This window comes from Vibrio sp. (genome assembly GCF_047973365.1).
GTDB lineage: Bacteria > Pseudomonadota > Gammaproteobacteria > Enterobacterales > Vibrionaceae > Vibrio.
This window is the reverse complement of the sequence record NZ_JBKEBW010000022.1, coordinates 42,095-60,148: the sequence shown is the minus strand read 5'-3', so window position 1 is coordinate 60,148 and position 18,054 is coordinate 42,095. Positions and strand designations below refer to the sequence as shown.

Below are 18,054 nucleotides of genomic sequence, written 5' to 3'. Positions count from 1 at the left end.
TCCTCAAATCTGCGTAGACTGCCCGCTAAGGAGAGACTGCACCAGTAGCCAAAATAACAAGAAAGTGATCACTCGGCATATCTACACAGAAGCGGTGGATAGAGCGAATCAAATGAGGTTGTCTCCGTACGGTCAAAAGACGTACCGAAGGAGAAGTGAAACGGTAGAACGAAGCTTCGCGGATGCAAAACAACACCATGGGCATAGATATGCTCGGTTCAGAGGGTTATCGAAAGTCCAAATGCAATGTTGGCTGGCGGCAGCAGCTCAAAACATCAAGAAGATAGCTCTGGTGATGAGTTATCTCTTAAAAATGGGGTTAAATAGAGCTGAAATCGGCCAAATCTTAGCGTTTATCGGCTTATCTAAGCTTTATCGACCTCAATTAGCTATCTAGAAAAAATATCGCGATCGCGGCCTACGGCCGCAACAAAAGCAGAACCCCACTCTAAAAAGTGGGGTTCGTCAGCAATCTGACCCGATAAACAGTGTTTATCGGGTTTTTATTTATGCACTTAAGTGAAGCGTTTATGCGATATTAAACTTTGAAGCGACGAATTTCAGATTCCAACTCATGAGAAAGCGAAGACAATCTTGCCGCTTGCTCGGCAGCGTCTTGAGCTTCCGCAGAAAACTCGTTTGACACATCACGAATACCTTGAGTATTACGGGTAATTTCCGAAGTCACTGACGCTTGTTCTTCTGCCGCTGTGGCTATGTGTGTCGCCATATCACTGATTGCAGACACGACACCTCTAATTTGATCGAGAGACTTCGAAGCATTAATCGCATCGCTAACACTCGTTGCAGCAAGTTGGCGACTGTCATTCATAATTGATACGGCTTTGCCTGTGGTATTTTGCAGCGTATCAATCATTTGCTGAATTTCTTTTGTTGAAGCATGTGTGCGCTGACTTAGCACTCGAACCTCATCAGCGACCACCGCAAATCCACGGCCTTGTTCTCCGGCACGTGCCGCTTCAATAGCAGCATTCAATGCTAATAGGTTGGTTTGCTCGGCGATCCCCTGAATGGTTGATAGGATATTACTAATTTGATTACTATGACCTTCTAGTTCTTCGATAACTCCTGTCGCGACTTCAACTTCAGTCGCAAGGTTCTCAATAGAAACTTGTGTCTGGGAAACCTGACGGGCACCTGCATCACAAGCGATAACCGCATCATTTGAATTACCTGCCGTATGCTCAGCATTACCGGCGATTTCATGAGTAGCGGCTGACATTTCATTGATCGCTGTTGCGACCATATTGATTTCGTCTTGCTGTTGCTGAATTCGTGCATTGCTTTGTTTCGATTGACTCGCAGCGTGAGCAGACTGCTGTAATAGTTCAGCCGATACATGACCTAGCTTCGCGACCATCTGTTGCATGTTACTAACGAACTGATTAAAGTTTTGCGCCAGTTTGCCCACTTCATCATCAGAATGAATAGTAAGACGTTGCGTTAAATCCGCGTCCCCTGATGCAATTTCTTCCAACGCTTTATTCACACTAGAGAGATCTTTAATCAAGAAGTTGACTAGCCAAGAAACCGCCAATAAAACGAATAAAGTGACAACAATAGCCGTCGAAATTAATCCCCAAAGCAATGACTCTGTTGATGCTAGTTCTGTCGCTTTATCCAACTCAACGGCAAAAATCCATTGTGTACCTTGAACCGACTTAAAGTAATACAGTTTTTGTACACCATTAAGTTCAACATTAATAAAAGTTTGCTCTTTGGCAGCTTTGGTAATTGCTTCTATCGTTAACGCTTTTGATACTGAAGAAACCGGCTTAAGGGTGAAGTCCTTGTTTGGATGCGCTAACCAGTTACCATCTTGCGTATCAATAAGCATGGTTCGGGCATTCTCACCCGCATCAGATGAAAGCACGTCAGAAACTAATTGCTCAATCAACACATCAGCACCGACAACACCAGAGAAACGTCCATTGACATGCACAGGTTCTGCAATCGTAATTAGCAGAGCTTTGGTCACTGCGTCTTGATAAGCCGTTGTGACAATCATTTTTCCCGCTCTCGAAGCATCAATGTACCACGGACGTTTACGTGGGTCGTAACCAGCTTGATTTCTCTCTGGATAAGAACGGTTCATCACCCCCTCAGTGGTACCATAATACAGCTCATCAAAACCGCCCGAAACTCGACCTTGTTGTAAGAAAGGCGTTGGATCCGCAGCGTTTGCATAGGCTTTAAATGCGGAAGTGATAGATTTTCTGTCAGCAACCCAATCTGAAATACCTTTAGCAGTCGCAGTCGTTAGAGACTCAACACGTTCAGACATGGCCTTCTGGGTTTGTTCATAAATACGATCTATAGATAACCAAGTGAGTGCTCCAGCCATAACGACAACTGCTGTCAGGCTAGCACCAATTAACTTTTGCTTTAGCGAAAATGACATTACTTAACAACTCTCTATCATATTGATTTGACGGATGAAATATTACCCCCTTTACCGAACCATGCACACTAAAAAAGTAATAATTCCTACAAACAAACACACACTTACCTACAAACCACTTTTTCTGGTCAGTTGCATGCCGTAGTTCGAGTCTTTTTATTTCACTCAGTTATCGCTACACTTATGCATCCATTTATTACCCTGAGAACACCATGGCTTATCAATGCCCGCTTTGCCAGCATCCCCTCACTCTTAACCAACGCACCTATTCTTGCATCAACAACCATCAGTTCGATTTAGCTAAAGAAGGCTACGTCAACTTGATGCCAGTTCAGCATAAGCGCTCGAAAGATCCAGGCGACAATAAAGAGATGATGCAAGCAAGACGTCGTTTTCTCGATGGTGGTCACTACAACCCAATGCGTGAAAAAGTTGCCCAGCTTTGCAAACACTTCTTACGAGGCAGTAACCACCAATTGCTCGATATTGGCTGCGGTGAGGGTTACTACACCACTTTCATTGCTGAACAATTAAAAGAACAATGCTCAGATTCGAATACCTTTGGTCTTGATATTTCTAAGGTAGCGATTCGATACGCTGCTAAACGATATTCAAACTGCGAATTTGCGGTGGCTTCAAGTCACCGTTTGCCTTTTGCCGATGAATCACTTGACGGGATTTTGCGTATCTATGCGCCATGTAAAGCCGATGAACTGAACCGCTGCATTAAGTCAGGTGGTATAGTGGTAACCGTGACCCCAGCCGCAAGACATTTATTTGAATTCAAACAAGGTATTTATCAAGATGTACGCTTGCATGAAGAGCAAGCTGAAGTGATTGAAAACTTCACTCTAGTGCACGAAGAAAAAGTGAATTATCTAATGACATTAAACGGTAGTGATGCGTTTGATCTACTGCAAATGACCCCCTTCGCATGGCGGGCAAGTGAAGCTTATAAAGCAGAATTAAAGCAATCAGAAAACGTAACCTGTGAAGCTGATTTTATGATTCGAGTTTTTAGAAAAGCATAATTCGTTTGTTATTCCTACTCATGCTTTGAAGTTGCAAGTAGTAAAATATCCTGCAACTTCAGCTCAAACAACACCGCTGTTCAACTATCTTCTGTCTCTCCACATAAACATCTCAGCTATGAACAAAAAGCAGGCACGCTAATTGCTTTGTAAGAATGTGGGTAAATTTGTTCAAAAAATAACACAAGTTTCACCTTAAGCTGTCGATACATATATTGAATAAGGATTCAGGAGAGCATTATGACCCCGGTAGGCGTAGGATCAGTATCTAATCTGAATGCCCCACAGGCGGCAAAAACTCAGGCTTTAGAAAGCACAGAGCCGACTTCGCCAGCTCCTTTAAAAGTTGAGCAAAATAAAGTTACCCTTTCTGATGAAGGGAAAGCTTTACTTGCGGCATTAAAAGAAGTCGAGAAAAACGGCAAAATACCTGAAGGTGATAAAACCATGACTGACAAAGTGGAATCTTTCACCTATGGCGCATTAGGCATGGAACACCCAACGAAAGTGAAAGAAGAGGAAGATTCTTCCTATTCTGCGGGGCAATATTTTTCCGCAGCGGCAACCATTGGTAGCTTATTGTTATTACTCGCTTAATCTGAGATCGCTTTAAGTTATCGACATCAAACTTATTTTTCTTGATCAAAGGATTTGACCACAAAACCAGTTTTGAGTTTCTTGCTATTTATATCCTGAGTGCAGGTTATACTAACACTATTGGGTAGCTAATCTTGATAGCGGCTTATATTAGTACATATGTTTATCTGTGCGAGTAGTAGCACAAGAATTGACATAGTAGTTATTGCACAAAATAAAACTGTCTATTAGCATTACGGACAAAAGGTGTACTTATTCATACACCAAAATTATGAACAGCTATCTTACTGATTCATAAATAGCCGAAAGGCTTTAAAGGAGAAGATATGAGTGCATTCCTTGCTGGCATTGGAAAGACTCTAAATATTTGGCCAGACACTGATTATCTAAGTTTAATACCCAAAAAAAGCCCTACACAAGAAGCGTGGGAAAACGTGGGTCGCTCTTTAGCGCACGCAATGAGTAAGCAAGATGATCTGATTAAAGAGTTGGAAACGAAACAACCCGATTATTTTTCTATTGAGCAAAAATCACACTTAAATAAGGCTAGACAGTTGCTAGATTCTTATGAAGTTGAGTCTGATAATGCCTATAGGAAAGCTCAATTAATTCAAATCGAAATCACTCGGTTAAACCAAGAGTTAGCTGAATTGCAAAGCAAACTAAACCAGTTGAGCAGCAAAGATTAAATACATGGAAGAAAAAGAAATTCGCTCAACAGATGAGACCCGAGAATCATCAGTTGATAAACATTCTAATGACAGTACCGAGAGCTCTATAGAAGTTGAAAATAAAGACTCATCTGATAATGCTATTGAAATTAGTTCAGAAGAATTAATAGAATTGGTTTCTCAAGAACAGCCAGAACTTGGCAATGTTATAAGAAACAACCCAAACGTTGAAAGGCTTGTAAAAGAAAATCCCGAGCTACTAACTCTTATCCAAGTAGCTCAAGTATCTCATCACAGAGGTCCGCTTCCTCGTCCAGATATACTCAAAGAGTACGAACAAGCTCTGCCAGGTCTCGGTCAGACAATCGTCAATATGGCCCTTGAAGATGCTGAACATAGAAGAACGATGGACGTCGCGATATTAAATGCTAAAAAACGTGACAATTTATTAGGTCAAGTTTTTGGATTTACAATAGGAACCATTGCCATTATAGCTGGTGCAGTCACTTCTACGATGGGTTCACAAATATTTGGCACCGTTCTAGGTGGCGGCGGAATCGCAGCTCTTGTTGCTGTGTTCGTCATAGGAAGAAAACCTAAAGAGCCATCTTAACAAAAACAATTACCTCAACAAGAATAACCTCACTGATTAGGTTGTCTTCACTGTCATACTAAACCTCATACTGTTCATACAATCATGTATGAACAGCACTCTCAACTTTGAAAGTTAATTATGAGGTTTTAGTCTATCAGGTAAGTTTTGGATGTGGTCCACCCAATCCACAACATCGATTTCATACACCACTTTATTACGCACGCTCTCTCCGGCAGCATGCATGGCGGCTTTTGAACCGGTAATGAGCGGATGCCATTGTGGCAGAGGCTCATTTTGTGAAAGCAGACGATAGGCACAAGTATCTGGAAGCCAGTGGAACTCATCAATTTTATCACGAGTTAACTTCAGGCACTCTTCGCCCGACTCAAAACGGTTTAGATAGTCTTTGCAAGCACAGGTTTTGCTGTTTAGCCAGCTACAAGCCACGTTGGTGTAATACACTTCGTCGCTGTCTTCATCCATCAGCTTATGCAAACAGCACTTACCGCAGCCATCACACAGTGACTCCCACTCTGTTTCTGTCATTTGATCGAGTGTCTTACTTTGCCAAAATGGAGTTGTCATTGCAGGATTCTTTTTATCAGTAACCGGGGGACGTGTTATACCGCCCCACCATTCAAATTTCAAGGGCAAATATGCTTAAAAAATCGGCTTAAAAAGTCTGCAACAGCAAATTTTTTCTGTTACCATCTGCGCCTTTATTTTCGCTTTTGCTTGCGTAGGTCTCAATGAATTGTCGACTTGGATGTGGTGCCTGTTGTATTGCACCTAGCATATCTTCTTCAATCCCAGGAATGCCGAATGGTAAACCTGCCGGTGTTCGATGCATTCAATTAAATGAAGACAACTTATGCAAGTTATTTGGTAAACCGGAAAGACCAAACGTCTGTCATGACTTCAAGCCTTGCCCTATCGTATGTGGTTCAAGCAACGCTCAAGCGCTAAAAAACCTAACCGATCTCGAACAGATGACCTGATACTGAGATCGGTTCAGTATACTACCCGGATAAATCAAGACAGTTTTTGACGACCAAGTAGAGAATGGGATAACGTTGTGCCATCAACCAACTCTAATTCACCACCGACTGGCACACCATGGGCAATACGACTTGCCGATACCTGATGTTCACGGCACAATTCAGCAATATAGTGAGCCGTGGCTTCACCTTCCACGGTTGGGTTAGTTGCCAAGATGACTTCACTAATCCCGCCTTTTTGCAGACGAAAATCGAGCACATCCAGACCAATATCACTCGGCCCAATGCCATCGAGTGGCGACAAGTGTCCCATCAGTACAAAATAACGCCCCGAGAACTGTCCAGTAGCTTCTAAAGCTGCAATGTCTGCTGGGCTTTCAACGACACACAGTTGACCATTTTCCTGGCGTTTAGGGTTATTACAGATATGGCAGGTCTCTTCTTCGGTGAATGTTCGACATTCACTGCAATGACCGATATCGACCATTGCCTGACCAAGAACTTCAGCGAGCTGGAGCCCACCTTTTCTGTCGCGCTGTAACAAATGAAAGGCCATACGTTGAGCCGACTTGGGGCCAACCCCAGGCAGACAACGTAAGGCCTCCATCAAATGCTCCAGCATATGACTGGTACGCATCAATCACCTACTTGTTAGAAAGGCATCTTCATGCCTGGTGGTAATTGCATACCGCCAGTAACCGCAGCCATTTTCTCTTTTGACGCTTCTTCGATACGACGTGCAGCATCGTTAAATGCCGCTGCAATCAAATCTTCTAGCATCTCTTTGTCGTCTTCCATCAAGCTTTCGTCGATATCAACGCGACGAACACTGTGACTGCCAGTAATCGTTACTTTTACCAAACCTGCACCAGATTCACCGGTGATTTCCATGTTTGCGATTTCTTCTTGCATCTTCTGCATGCGATCTTGCATTTGTTGGGCTTGCTTCATTAAGTTGCCCATTCCGCCTTTACCAAACATATTTATCTCTCTGGTTTATCTTTGATTATTCACATACAGTGGGGGTAAAAAGTCGAGATCTCAACCCCACTGTTTCGGTTAAATTGGTCTTACGCTGTCTTTATCCAGTTCTGCGCTAAAACGACGCTCAATAAATTGGACATTAGGATCCGATGATAGTTGATTCATGGCATGTGAAAGTTTTTCTTGGTAGAGCCTTTCACGCAGCTCAAGTGGCGTTTCACCCTCTTCCCCTAATGAGACAGACAACACGCACTCTTCACCTAATTTTGAATTGATAGCCTGTAGCAGTTCGCTTTGTGCTTTATCGGTATTGAGGTGAGCATGGCTAGAACGCAATAAAAGTTCAATCACATTGCCCTGCTTGCTATAAACCGAGTTTAATGCCAGTTGCTCTACCAGTTTTGCCGTTTCTAAACATTGGATCAGCTTTGCCCATTCATTTTGAGCACATGCTTCATCTATCAGTTTCGATGTCATCTCTGGGGTCTTTTCATGTTCCAAAGACTTTTTAATTTGAGTCGGTGTCAGTTCTTTTTTTACTTCGACATCAGCAACCGGCAAGGTTGGACGCCATTGATAAGCTTCTTGCTCTTCAGGCTCACTGGTATGATAAGAAGGCGACATCGGCGAAGCATTTTGAGCACGTAATGCCACTCGCTCCAGAACAGAAGTAGGTTTTGCAGATGCCGCTTCAGACTTTTTTGAACCGTTTCCTTGTTGACCGACATTGCCTTGCTGATGCAGACCTTCACGTTGCGATCGCAACTGATGTCTTAATCCTGTTAAAGACGACGATGTTTTGCGTTCTTGCTGAGCCGGTTCTGAAACGATTGCCTGTTCTGAAACAGTAGGCTGTTCTGCCTGCTCTGCCGGAACGTAAGGTTCTGGCTGAGAAACAGGATTTACCGGCGCCGGTTGAGCGTCACGCTGTACATTGTATTGCTCGGCATGATTCTGTGCAGGTTGACTCTGAGCTGGCGCTGATTGTGGCACAGTTTGAGCCGGAGCCGCTGAGTGTTGCGAAGCACTTGGTACTACAGGCACTTGAGCGGATAGCTCGACTTTTGTAGAGCGTGTTACTGGTTCACTTTGAGTCGATATCGCTGAGGTCAACGATACCTGAGATGGTCTGAATGCCATCATTCTCAAAGCGATCATTTCCATTCCGATACGGCCTGTTGGCGAAACCGCCAGATCGGTGCGACCTTTCAGTGCTATTTGATAATAAAGTTGAACATCCTGAGGAGTGAGCGATTGCGCTAGCCACTGGATTCTTTCTGCATCTGGTGCCGATTTATCTAAGCTTGCGGGAAGTGCTTGAAACATAGCGACACGGTGCAACTGAGTCGCAAACTGTTGCAGCAGTCCGTCCCATTCAACCCCATTTTGCGCAAAAGTCTCAATCGACTCCATCGCCTTCTGAGGTTGCTTAGTGCTGATTGATTGCAGTAAATGCAGAGCCTGGTCTGTATCCAACGTTCCTAACATGTGCGACACAATATCGTGGTTCACATGGTTATTACCAAGCGCAATAGCTTGGTCGGTCAGGCTCAACGCATCACGCATACTGCCATCGGCAGCATGGGCAATAAGACCCAGCGCTTTATTCTCAAATGCGATGTTCTCTTCACTCAGTACATGCTCAAGCTGTTGCTGAATGTTTTCGATACTAATGGGTTTGAGATGAAACTGTAGACAACGCGATAATATCGTCATCGGTAGTTTCTGAGGATCGGTGGTGGCGAGCAGGAATTTCACATACTCTGGCGGCTCTTCCAACGTCTTCAGTAAGGCATTGAAACTATGACGTGACAGCATATGAACTTCGTCTATCAGATAGACCTTAAAACGCCCCCGAGCCGGCTTATACTGAACGTTATCCAGAAGCTCACGAGTATCTTCAACTTTGGTGCGAGACGCAGCATCGATTTCTAACAAATCAACAAAGCGTCCTTGGTCAATTTCTTTACAGGTCGCACACTCGCCACACGGTGTCGATGTAATGCCTGTTTCGCAGTTAAGCCCTTTCGCAAAAAGTCGTCCAATCGTGGTTTTACCCACACCACGAGTACCACTGAAAAGATACGCATGATGCAGTTGATTGTGAGCCAAAGCATTTTCTAAAGCTGTTAATACGTGGGCTTGCCCTACCACTTCTTTAAATTTGGTAGGACGCCATTTACGCGCTAAGGCAAGATAACTCATGAAACCTTCCGTTGTAGATGTTTGTACCTAATGAATCTATTCAGTTATTGGGCATAAAAAACATAACGACCCGGCAACTGAAAAGGTATTAGTGACCTTCAAATTCACAGATGCTGTAAACGTTTAAGCCTAAACCTTCTAAACGCTTGTCACCACCAATTTCTGGTAAGTTGATAACAAATGCGGCATGTTCTACTTCACCGCCAAGTTGACGAATCAGCAGAGTTGTCGCTTCGATCGTACCACCTGTCGCTAACAGGTCATCGACCACAAGCACTTTGTCGCCAGATTTGATGGCATCGACATGGATCTCAAGTACATCAGTGCCGTATTCAAGTGCGTAGGATTGCGCGATAGTTTGGCGCGGCAATTTGCCGGGCTTACGCACTGGTACAAAACCTACGCCGAGTTCTAATGCTAATGGAGCGCCAAAAAGGAAACCACGAGCTTCTGTACCCACAACCTTGGTAAATCCCATATCCTTATACTTATCAACCAATAACTGAATAGTGGCTTGATAAGCTTGAGCATCTTCCAACAGACTCGTTACGTCACGGAACAAGATCCCTGGCTTTGGGTAGTCTTGAATAGATTTGATGCTTGATTTGATCAATGAAAGAGTTTCGGTTGTCATAACTAAATTAACTTCGGTTCGTTCAGTACAAGAATCTATGTACTGGTATTAAAATTCCGGCACACCCTAAATTAATATTTCATAGCGCCGAAAAAACAAACGCCCACTCGAAGAGTGGGCACACTTCCCGCTAATGCTAGTGATTTTCTTGCTGCTTAGCAACCAACTCGTAGGTAGGGATGCGCAGAAACCCAGTGATCAATACCACAAGCCCCAAAAACAGTAGAAGTTTTAGCCAAATATGAGCTGCAAAGCAGATAGAAAATGAAAAACTGGCGATGATGAATATGGTTCCACGAATCTTCACTTTTCTGGAAACCGCTCGATTCTGATGCCAATTTTCTAAAATAGGGCCGAATAAGGCGTGTTGATGTAACCAACTGTGAAAGCGTGGGCTCCCTCTGACGAAGCAAGCACTGGCTAACAAGATAAATGGGGTGGTTGGTAGTAAAGGAAGGATGATGCCCAGAATGCCTAGGCATACACTCACAGCACCAACAATATTATAGATGTAGCGACGAATACTGATGGTGAAACCTCTGAATTATTAGAAACCCTCGTAGCCACTAAATACGCGAATCCAAGTTAAGGTTGCGGGAAGCGTTGGGATCAATAGGGCTGCAATAAAACCTAAAAAATATAGAACGTTATATGGTTCTTTAAAATCTTTGTCTGCCATGGGTACGTCTCTAAGCTGGTGTTGAGTCTTTTTTGTTGCATCACGTTATGCGCGAGTAAATAAAATGATGCACGTTTGTTTTAGGCGCAGACTATACCTTAAACAAATGCACATAAACACTGAGCAACTGTAGGGTTATTAATTCGTAGACGCTAGCCGCATATAACTATACTTACCCATATAGCTGTACTCATCCATATAGCTATACTCAAATACTCACACCAAGCAGTTAGGAACCGACATTATGATGTATATCTAACAAGAAACTGCTTACCCCTACTTTACCTAAAGAGAGTTGGCACCCATCGTGGATAAGAAGATCTTTGGTAATAAAGTTTTTCAAACAGTTTTCACCGAGATCCACTCCTGCCGCAATATGCTGAGTCATATAACCATTTGACCATTGACTATCTAAGCCAGCGGGCAAAATTGACAGGGTACCATCGGTTAAATTGGCGATACCAAACAGTGCGGAAACAGGCTTGGCACAAGGGGAACATTCCAATCCTTTTTCTAAAATATCCGCCAAGTCTTTCAGATCGGCACTGAAGCTACGAAGGTTGCGTAAATAATCATGAAACAGCGCTCTCACCAATAACGTACTGGCTACATTCTCTTCGTCATTGCTCGCTGAGTCGACTAAATAAAAAGCAAACTGTCCGTTCATTAGCCATGCATAATCGAAAACTAATGGCATACTGCTCGTAGACTGCAGCAGACGATAACTGCATTTCCAGGCGCCTTGTGAAGTATCATTATCGGGCAACAGTGCATGCAGTAAATCGCGAGCGGCATTGGGGTTAGCGCGTAAAAAATCTAAATGCCAGTGAAGCTCTTGCTCTTCCGGAACATCACCCCCACCCTCAACGCGAAACCACTGACTGGAAAAATCGCGGTGGTCACCGATATGATTACTGGTATCTTCTAAAGTGCTCTGTATCGCACAACCTAAATGAGCTTGATTACCAATTGGTTTGACCAAAAAGTCTTTAATACCGTAACGTAAAGCTCTCGCCACATCAGACATATCCCCAGTTGCCGATACAACAATCAGAGGCAGCGATGGGTATTCCAAACTCACTTCTTCTACGAACTCTATACCATCCAAAACGGGCATAGATAAATCACACAAAACCAGATCGGGTTCAATCGTTCTTAACTTTTTCAGCCCATCGAGACCATTTTCAGCCTCCATGACTTCATAACCTTGTGCAGAGAGGTAACCATTCGTAACTCGTCTAAAAATGGGGTCATCATCAACCAACATAATTAGTTTCTTATAAACCGATTCAGGCATCGGATTCGGTTCCACTCGTGGAGGAGTCTTGTACATAGCCTAACCTCACTATGCGTTTGTTGTTTGCGATGATGTTGACTTCAAAGCAGATGAATTCGTTATTTAAAAAATAGTCAGTAAATAACGTTTATACAAATATTCCACTTTAACGCCCTGATCAATACTATATGTACGCAAAGTCACAAAATCGTCAAACAAGTTGACATGACTCAACCTTTGACTTTTGATATCCGTATAAGTTATGCAAATTCGTAAAATAATGTGTCAGGAAAAATGAAACTAGACGATCTCAATCTCTTTCGACTGGTAGTAGAGAATGGAAGTTACACGGCAACTTCTCGCAAAACGATGATTCCAGTTGCAACGATCACTCGACGCATTCAAGCCTTAGAAGACTCGTTAAATCTCAGGCTTCTCAATCGACACGCACGTAAACTTTCGCTGACAGAAGCTGGCGAACGTTTTTTTAAAGATTGCTCTCCTTTATTGCATCGTTTGGCATCAATGGCAGAAGAAATTACCGATGAATGTCGCGGCGCATCGGGTAAACTCAAAATTTCTTCACCATCAAATCTCACCAAACGTTTGATGATGCCGATGTTCAACGAGTTCATGAAGCAATATCCAGAAATTAATATTGAGCTGACAACAAGCAATCAAGCAGACCAACTCGATCCAACCGAATGGGATGTTATCTTTAGAATTGGTCCACAGCGTGACTCGAGCTTAATTGCTCGTAAAATCAGTGAAGTCAAAGATATTTTGGTAGCAAGTCCTATCTACCTAGCTAAGAGCCCTGCACCCAAGCATGCTGAAGAGTTAAGTCGCCATTCGCTACTCAAAGGACACCCGCTATTAAAATGGCAACTCACCAACACCGAAGGCGAAACAGTGATTAACCTAGATAAAGGGCGCTTTCAAGCCAACACCTTAGATGTGGTGCGTATCGCTTGTTCTGAAGGGTTAGGGATTACCTTGATGCCAGACGTGATGATCACTGAATACCTTGCTGAAGGCAGCCTGATCCGCGTTCTTGACCAGTGGAGCGCTAACCCACGCGATATCTACATGCTTTATAACCACAAAGATCACTTACCTGAAAAGGTTCGTCTCTTTATCGATTTTGTTATCGCTTACCACCTGCATTAATATCATTCTAGATAGAAATGTGACCAGAATGTGCATCTGTGTCACAGTAAATGGGCATCGAACACAAACACGCATAAACCCATCCATGGGGCTCCATCGAGCCATCCATGGCTCGGAGGGTTTGCTTATCGACACCCATTTACTGATCATAAACTTTTCCAGAATGGCATAATGTATCAAAAAAGGGTCTTTCGACCCTTTTTTGTTCATCTGGTTTTACTTCTGTTAGTAGCCGACAAACAAATAGTAACCTACAGAAATTCGACAAACTTGCTGAGCTCACGCTCTGGCACTTTCATGGTTGTACCTTCAGGTGTGCCTAAGTAAAGAAAACCCACCACCTGATCTTCGCCTTCTAAGCCAAAAGCATTTCTCACTTCAGAATGGAACATCAGATTACCGGAGCGCCAAATCCCCTGAAAGCCTTGTGCCACAGCTGCCATTTGCATTGCCTGAAGCGCGCAACCCGCGGATAAGTGCTGCTCAAATGCTGGTACTTTGTCATGAGGTGTTACTTTGGCGATAACGGTAATCACCATCGGAGCTCTAAATGGCGCATCTTTCATCTTAGCCACGGAAGCTTCATCGTTATTGCCCGCAGTTGCCGCTTTAACCAAAATGTCAGAAAGTTTATGAAGACCACTACCCTGAGCAATAACAAAACGCCAGGGAGTTAGGTTGGCGTGATCCGGTGCGCGCAAACCTGCACGAATAATATTTTCCAAAGCTTTACCTTCTGGAGCAGGTGCTTCCAGCTTAGCCATAGAGCGGCGATTGAGCAGCAGTTCGAGAGCATCCATAATAAGTCCTTCTTAAGCGCTTAATTTGTTGCAGATATGAATCTAAACCAATCCTAGCATAGAAACTTTTATTCTCATCAATGCAAAAAGTGAGGTTTTCACCTCACTTCAAACTGATGAAAAACCCAATATCGTCCTGCGAAGATAAAAATCTAAACCCCGTATTATGTGTAAGAGCGAGATCCCGGATAAATACTGCGTATTTTCCAGGATGACAGTCATCAATAGAATGTTTCGCCCGTTCCTGCGCGAGTTAGTAAACCATCACAAGGTGCAAATCTGTCACCATATTTCTCGGCATGCTGATTCATCATTTCCACCAGCTTAGGCAGACCGATATGATCCATATAGCGGAAAGGTCCACCTAAAAACGGCGGGAAACCAATGCCGAATATCGCGCCAATATCACCATCTCGTGGGCTACGGATAATACCTTCATCCAAACAACGTACAGCTTCATTGAGCATTGCTAACAAGCAACGCTGAGAAATTTCGCTCTCCTTGAGATGTGACTCAGGTTTCAAATTCAGTAGCTTATAGACTGACTTATCGACCTCTTTTTTCTTGCTGCCTTTGTAGATATAGAAGCCTTTACCAGACTTACGACCTTTGCGGTTGTCATTAAGCAACTTATCGAAAACCTCAGGGCCTTGAAAACGAGGGCCAAGTTCTTTAACCAATATCGGCATAATTTTGGCGCCAATATCAATACCGACTTCATCCAACAAAGTAATAGGTCCGACAGGGAACCCTGCATTTAGCAAAGCGGTATCAATCTCTTCGATAGGCACACCAGCCATCAATATTTGTGCCGACTCATTCATATAAGGCGCAAGAATACGGTTGACGTAAAAACCGGCTTTGTCTTTAACCACAATAGGTGTTTTACCTTGTTTGCGAGCCAGAGCGACAACCGTTGATACGGTTTCATCTGACGTCGTTGCGTGCGGTATCACTTCAACCAACGGCATCTTTTCTACCGGGCTAAAGTAATGCAGACCCACAACATTCTCAGGGCGAACCGCTTTTGCTGCAATTTGATGAATAGGCAGTGAAGAAGTATTGGTGGCGAAAATCGTCGTTGGTTTTGCGTGCGATTCAATGTCTGACACCATAGTTTGCTTCAAGGCGAGATCTTCAAATACCGCTTCAATAACAACGTCGGTCAAGTTGAACGCGGTAAAGTCTGTACCGCCAGACAACCTCATCATTTCATGCTGCACCTGAACGCTCGTTAAAATGCGACGTTTACGTTGCTTGTCAAACAGCCCATAGTTGTATTTCAATGCATTGAGCACACCGTCATTTGAGACATCTTTAATACGTACTGGCACCTTCGCTTTTGATGCGCTGACATGACTGATACCCGCGCCCATCAGACCACCGCCTAACACCCCTACTCGCTCGACTTTTCTTGGCTCAACATCACTACCGTTTTCTTTCTTCATTTCTGTAGTGGCAAAGAAGATAGAGCGCAGAGCTTTCGATTCGGACGTCATCACTAATTCACCAAATCTTTCCGCTTCTAACTGAAGCCCTGCTTTCATGCCTTTTTCTAAGCCAAATTGAATCACTTCCAATATCGCTTTAGCCGCAGGATAGTTTCCGCGCGTCTTTTGTTCTGTCTTCTTAGAGGCCTGTTCGAACACAAACTTACGGCCAAACTGAGTTCGCGAAATCAGTCTTTCTTTCGTCGTCAGTTTGCCTTTGCTGCGCTTTTTATTTTTCTCATTAACAAAGCGTTTGGCGACATCCAATAGCACACTATTCGGTACACATGCATCAACCACACCTAACTTCTTCGCTTTGGCTGCACGCAGTTGTTTGCCAGTAAGAATGAGATCCAAAGAGGCTAATAGGCCAATTAGTCGCGGTAGGCGCTGAGTACCACCAGAGCCCGGAAGTAAACCGAGCATCACTTCAGGCAAACCTAAACGAGTTTTGTCATCATCACTGCACACGCGGTAATCACACGCTAAAGCAAGCTCTAAACCACCACCCAAACATGGGCCATGAATCGCGGCAACGACAGGAAATGGCAGGTCAGATAACTGTTGGAATATCTGTTGTCCTTGGGCGGCTAACTCCTGTGCTTGTTTTGCCGAAGTGCAACCATCCAACATTCTCACATCGGCACCAGCAATAAAATTATCTGGTTTGAGAGAATGGATGATCAAACCTTTCACTTGGTTTTGAGGCTGATTGAGCTCTGAGAACACCTGTTGCATTTCTGCGGCGAACGCCGCTTGCAGAGTATTCATTTTTTCCCCTGGCACGTCGATAGCAAGCCAAGCAATACTCTCTGCATCAATTTTCAGATGGAACGCTTTTGACTCACTCATTACTCAACCTCCAAAATCATTGCTACACCCAGTCCACCGGCTGCACATGCAGTATTCAATGCAAGACCACCACCTCGTCGTTTTAGTTCGCGAAGCGTTTGAGTGATCATCCGAGCACCGGTCGCGGCAAACGGGTGCCCATAAGCAATTGAGCCACCAAGGACATTAAACTTATCCATATCCACTTCACCGATCGTCTGGCTACGACCTAATACCTGCTTTGCAAACTTATCACTGGCAAACATTTTCAAGTTCGCCAATGTTTGCGCGGCAAAGGCTTCATGCATATCTATCAAGGTTAAATCCGACAAGTTAATGCCCGCTCGATCCAAAGCGATAGGGGTTGCATGGGAAGGTCCCATTAGCATGTCTTGCTCAACACCAATTGCGGAAAAAGCGTAAGAACGAATGAAGCCCATAATGTCGAGCCCTAACTCTTTCGCTTTACCTTCACGCATCAGCATAATGGCCGCTGCGCCGTCAGTCAGAGGCGTACTGTTCGCCGCGGTGACCGTGCCATACTGGCGGTCGAAAGCTGGACGAAGTTTGGCGTAACCTTCTAATGTGGAGTCATGGCGGATGTTGTTATCCTGATCGACCCACTTCTTATAAGGTTCAGGAAAAGCAGTCATGACTTCGCCGCGAATTTTGCCATCATTCCAGGCAGCAGATGCCAGTGTATGTGAGCGATGAGCTAATGCATCTTGGTCAGCACGGGAAATTCCATGTGTTTTCGCCATTTGTTCAGCAGTTTGTCCCATGGAAAGTCCTGTTGAGTATTCTGCAACCGCGGGGGGCACTGGCATTAAGTCCCTCAAAGACAACGACTTCAATACATTGAATTTTTGACCAAGCGTTTTGCTTTTGCTCAATGCCAACAGACTTGCAGCCAATTTTCTTGAAACGCCAATAGGTAAAACAGATGAAGAGTCTGCCCCCCCTGCAATACCGATATCAATCGCTCCAGCCATAATACTTTCCGCAACGTTTACCGCTGATTGAAAGCTGGTTGCACAAGCTCGTGTCACACTGTAAGCATCGGTATTGATGTTCATACCCGTACCGAGAACAATCTCCCGCGCAATATTTGGCGCCGCAGGCATTTGAACCACCTGACCAAACACAACCTGTTCAATCAGATTCGCTTCGATATTGGTGCGAGCAAGCAGTTCGCTGACCACCATTTTCCCGAGGTCAACCGCTGGAACCTGACTGAATTCAGTACTCTGGCGTAAAAAAGGCGTTCGAAGACCGGCAACGATAGCAACACGTTCACCAGAGCGCGTTTTGAGTTCTTGTTTGCCAACTACCTGTTTGCCCATTAGCTGTTTACCCATTACTTTTCCTTAGAATAAGAGGTCTGACCTGACCATTGTAACGAGAATGTTAATGCAATCAAACGAGTATTTAGAAAACGTGATATCGGCGGCGAATCTACTGTTCAGGCGTTCACGATTTATTTGGAGCGAGAATAAGAGAGGTATGAAATAAAACTGCCAAAAAGAACAATTGAAAGCAAAAAAAAACCACACAAATCTGTGTGGTCGGAATATATAGTAAAACAATTAACTTACGCCAATTGAAAATAATCAGTTTCCTGATTAGGAGAAAGTAAAGTCAGCCTTCAAAAGGAAGTGTCATCTTGCTCAA

Annotated in this window: 18 protein-coding genes; 7 read left to right on the top strand and 11 right to left on the bottom strand. The window is 43.9% G+C overall.

The genetic code is table 11. From position 1 onward, the window contains the following. Positions 1 to 397, top strand: a 397-nt coding sequence (locus ACK5MF_RS03775; protein WP_416919512.1) for a transposase, incomplete at its 5' end; no start/stop codon positions are given. A gap of 141 nt (positions 398 to 538) precedes the next feature. Here ACK5MF_RS03775 and ACK5MF_RS03770 read toward each other — a convergent pair. Next, entirely contained in the window at positions 539 to 2,422 is a 1,884-nt protein-coding gene (locus ACK5MF_RS03770) for a methyl-accepting chemotaxis protein (RefSeq protein ID WP_416919510.1), read from the bottom strand. Positions 2,423 to 2,634: 212 nt separating this feature from the next. Here ACK5MF_RS03770 and rlmA point away from each other — a divergent pair, with 212 nt between their 5' ends. From rlmA to ACK5MF_RS03750, 4 genes are all read left to right on the top strand, one after another. After that, complete coding sequence (rlmA, locus tag ACK5MF_RS03765) at positions 2,635 to 3,453, top strand: 23S rRNA (guanine(745)-N(1))-methyltransferase (protein WP_416919508.1); 819 nt, start codon at positions 2,635 to 2,637, stop codon at positions 3,451 to 3,453. Between the two features lie 240 nt (positions 3,454 to 3,693). After that, positions 3,694 to 4,050: a hypothetical protein gene (locus ACK5MF_RS03760; protein ID WP_416919506.1), complete on the top strand. Its 357-nt coding sequence runs from the start codon at positions 3,694 to 3,696 to the stop codon at positions 4,048 to 4,050. Between the two features lie 326 nt (positions 4,051 to 4,376). Beyond that, positions 4,377 to 4,739, top strand: coding sequence for a hypothetical protein (locus ACK5MF_RS03755; RefSeq protein ID WP_416919504.1), 363 nt, complete (start codon positions 4,377 to 4,379; stop codon positions 4,737 to 4,739). A 4-nt stretch (positions 4,740 to 4,743) separates the two neighbouring features. Further along, positions 4,744 to 5,334, top strand: coding sequence for a DUF2335 domain-containing protein (locus ACK5MF_RS03750; RefSeq protein ID WP_416919503.1), 591 nt, complete (start codon positions 4,744 to 4,746; stop codon positions 5,332 to 5,334). Positions 5,335 to 5,448: 114 nt separating this feature from the next. Here ACK5MF_RS03750 and ACK5MF_RS03745 read toward each other — a convergent pair whose 3' ends face one another. Continuing rightward, positions 5,449 to 5,901: a YcgN family cysteine cluster protein gene (locus ACK5MF_RS03745; RefSeq protein ID WP_416919501.1), complete on the bottom strand. Its 453-nt coding sequence runs from the start codon at positions 5,899 to 5,901 to the stop codon at positions 5,449 to 5,451. Positions 5,902 to 6,065: 164 nt separating this feature from the next. Here ACK5MF_RS03745 and ACK5MF_RS03740 point away from each other — a divergent pair, with 164 nt between their 5' ends. Continuing rightward, positions 6,066 to 6,314, top strand: a complete 249-nt coding sequence (locus ACK5MF_RS03740) for a YkgJ family cysteine cluster protein (RefSeq protein ID WP_416919499.1) — start codon at positions 6,066 to 6,068, stop codon at positions 6,312 to 6,314. 34 nt (positions 6,315 to 6,348) lie between these two features. On the opposite strand, the gene recR is transcribed toward ACK5MF_RS03740, so the two are convergent. The 6 genes from recR to ACK5MF_RS03710 all read right to left on the bottom strand — a co-directional run bounded on the left by recR (position 6,349) and on the right by ACK5MF_RS03710 (position 12,149). Next, entirely contained in the window at positions 6,349 to 6,951 is a 603-nt protein-coding gene (recR, locus tag ACK5MF_RS03735) for a recombination mediator RecR (RefSeq protein ID WP_416919497.1), read from the bottom strand. Between the two features lie 14 nt (positions 6,952 to 6,965). After that, on the bottom strand, positions 6,966 to 7,295 hold the full coding sequence (locus tag ACK5MF_RS03730) for a YbaB/EbfC family nucleoid-associated protein (RefSeq protein WP_042486139.1): 330 nt from the start codon (positions 7,293 to 7,295) through the stop codon (positions 6,966 to 6,968). A 78-nt stretch (positions 7,296 to 7,373) separates the two neighbouring features. After that, positions 7,374 to 9,503, bottom strand: coding sequence for a DNA polymerase III subunit gamma/tau (gene dnaX / locus ACK5MF_RS03725; RefSeq protein ID WP_416919494.1), 2,130 nt, complete (start codon positions 9,501 to 9,503; stop codon positions 7,374 to 7,376). 88 nt (positions 9,504 to 9,591) lie between these two features. Further along, entirely contained in the window at positions 9,592 to 10,137 is a 546-nt protein-coding gene (gene apt, locus ACK5MF_RS03720) for an adenine phosphoribosyltransferase (protein ID WP_416919492.1), read from the bottom strand. A 136-nt stretch (positions 10,138 to 10,273) separates the two neighbouring features. Beyond that, positions 10,274 to 10,666 carry a YbaN family protein gene (locus tag ACK5MF_RS03715; protein WP_416919516.1) on the bottom strand — a complete coding sequence of 131 codons (393 nt, stop codon included), beginning with the start codon at positions 10,664 to 10,666 and terminating at the stop codon, positions 10,274 to 10,276. A 379-nt stretch (positions 10,667 to 11,045) separates the two neighbouring features. Continuing rightward, positions 11,046 to 12,149 carry a response regulator gene (locus ACK5MF_RS03710; RefSeq protein WP_416919490.1) on the bottom strand — a complete coding sequence of 368 codons (1,104 nt, stop codon included), beginning with the start codon at positions 12,147 to 12,149 and terminating at the stop codon, positions 11,046 to 11,048. A 237-nt stretch (positions 12,150 to 12,386) separates the two neighbouring features. On the opposite strand from ACK5MF_RS03710, the gene ACK5MF_RS03705 reads away from it, so the two are divergent. Continuing rightward, positions 12,387 to 13,262 (top strand): LysR family transcriptional regulator, encoded by an 876-nt coding sequence (locus ACK5MF_RS03705; RefSeq protein ID WP_416919488.1) that lies wholly within the window; start codon positions 12,387 to 12,389, stop codon positions 13,260 to 13,262. A 251-nt stretch (positions 13,263 to 13,513) separates the two neighbouring features. Here the strand turns inward: ACK5MF_RS03705 and ACK5MF_RS03700 are convergent, their stop codons facing one another. From ACK5MF_RS03700 to fadI, 3 genes are all read right to left on the bottom strand, one after another. Further along, the gene (locus ACK5MF_RS03700; protein WP_416919486.1) at positions 13,514 to 14,062 is read right to left on the bottom strand and encodes an NAD(P)H nitroreductase; all 549 of its coding nucleotides are present in this window, start codon (positions 14,060 to 14,062) and stop codon (positions 13,514 to 13,516) included. Between the two features lie 221 nt (positions 14,063 to 14,283). Then, entirely contained in the window at positions 14,284 to 16,404 is a 2,121-nt protein-coding gene (gene fadJ, locus ACK5MF_RS03695) for a fatty acid oxidation complex subunit alpha FadJ (RefSeq protein WP_416919484.1), read from the bottom strand. After that, positions 16,404 to 17,726: an acetyl-CoA C-acyltransferase FadI gene (fadI, locus tag ACK5MF_RS03690; RefSeq protein WP_416919514.1), complete on the bottom strand. Its 1,323-nt coding sequence runs from the start codon at positions 17,724 to 17,726 to the stop codon at positions 16,404 to 16,406. The genes fadJ and fadI overlap by 1 nt, the downstream gene beginning before the upstream one ends. Positions 17,727 to 18,054 lie beyond the last annotated feature (328 nt).

What these genes read in the sequence shown, in the direction of transcription:
- fadJ (WP_416919484.1), bottom strand. Translation starts at nt 16,404, where the DNA reads ATGAGTGAGTCAAAAGCGTTCCATCTGAAAATTGATGCAGAGAGTATT.
- ACK5MF_RS03705 (WP_416919488.1), top strand. Translation starts at nt 12,387, where the DNA reads ATGAAACTAGACGATCTCAATCTCTTTCGACTGGTAGTAGAGAATGGA.
- rlmA (WP_416919508.1), top strand. Translation starts at nt 2,635, where the DNA reads ATGGCTTATCAATGCCCGCTTTGCCAGCATCCCCTCACTCTTAACCAA.
- ACK5MF_RS03760 (WP_416919506.1), top strand. Translation starts at nt 3,694, where the DNA reads ATGACCCCGGTAGGCGTAGGATCAGTATCTAATCTGAATGCCCCACAG.
- ACK5MF_RS03770 (WP_416919510.1), bottom strand. Translation starts at nt 2,422, where the DNA reads ATGTCATTTTCGCTAAAGCAAAAGTTAATTGGTGCTAGCCTGACAGCA.
- ACK5MF_RS03740 (WP_416919499.1), top strand. Translation starts at nt 6,066, where the DNA reads ATGAATTGTCGACTTGGATGTGGTGCCTGTTGTATTGCACCTAGCATA.
- ACK5MF_RS03730 (WP_042486139.1), bottom strand. Translation starts at nt 7,295, where the DNA reads ATGTTTGGTAAAGGCGGAATGGGCAACTTAATGAAGCAAGCCCAACAA.
- ACK5MF_RS03750 (WP_416919503.1), top strand. Translation starts at nt 4,744, where the DNA reads ATGGAAGAAAAAGAAATTCGCTCAACAGATGAGACCCGAGAATCATCA.
- apt (WP_416919492.1), bottom strand. Translation starts at nt 10,137, where the DNA reads ATGACAACCGAAACTCTTTCATTGATCAAATCAAGCATCAAATCTATT.
- dnaX (WP_416919494.1), bottom strand. Translation starts at nt 9,503, where the DNA reads ATGAGTTATCTTGCCTTAGCGCGTAAATGGCGTCCTACCAAATTTAAA.
- ACK5MF_RS03755 (WP_416919504.1), top strand. Translation starts at nt 4,377, where the DNA reads ATGAGTGCATTCCTTGCTGGCATTGGAAAGACTCTAAATATTTGGCCA.
- ACK5MF_RS03710 (WP_416919490.1), bottom strand. Translation starts at nt 12,149, where the DNA reads ATGTACAAGACTCCTCCACGAGTGGAACCGAATCCGATGCCTGAATCG.
- recR (WP_416919497.1), bottom strand. Translation starts at nt 6,951, where the DNA reads ATGCGTACCAGTCATATGCTGGAGCATTTGATGGAGGCCTTACGTTGT.
- ACK5MF_RS03700 (WP_416919486.1), bottom strand. Translation starts at nt 14,062, where the DNA reads ATGGATGCTCTCGAACTGCTGCTCAATCGCCGCTCTATGGCTAAGCTG.
- ACK5MF_RS03745 (WP_416919501.1), bottom strand. Translation starts at nt 5,901, where the DNA reads ATGACAACTCCATTTTGGCAAAGTAAGACACTCGATCAAATGACAGAA.
- fadI (WP_416919514.1), bottom strand. Translation starts at nt 17,726, where the DNA reads ATGGGCAAACAGGTAGTTGGCAAACAAGAACTCAAAACGCGCTCTGGT.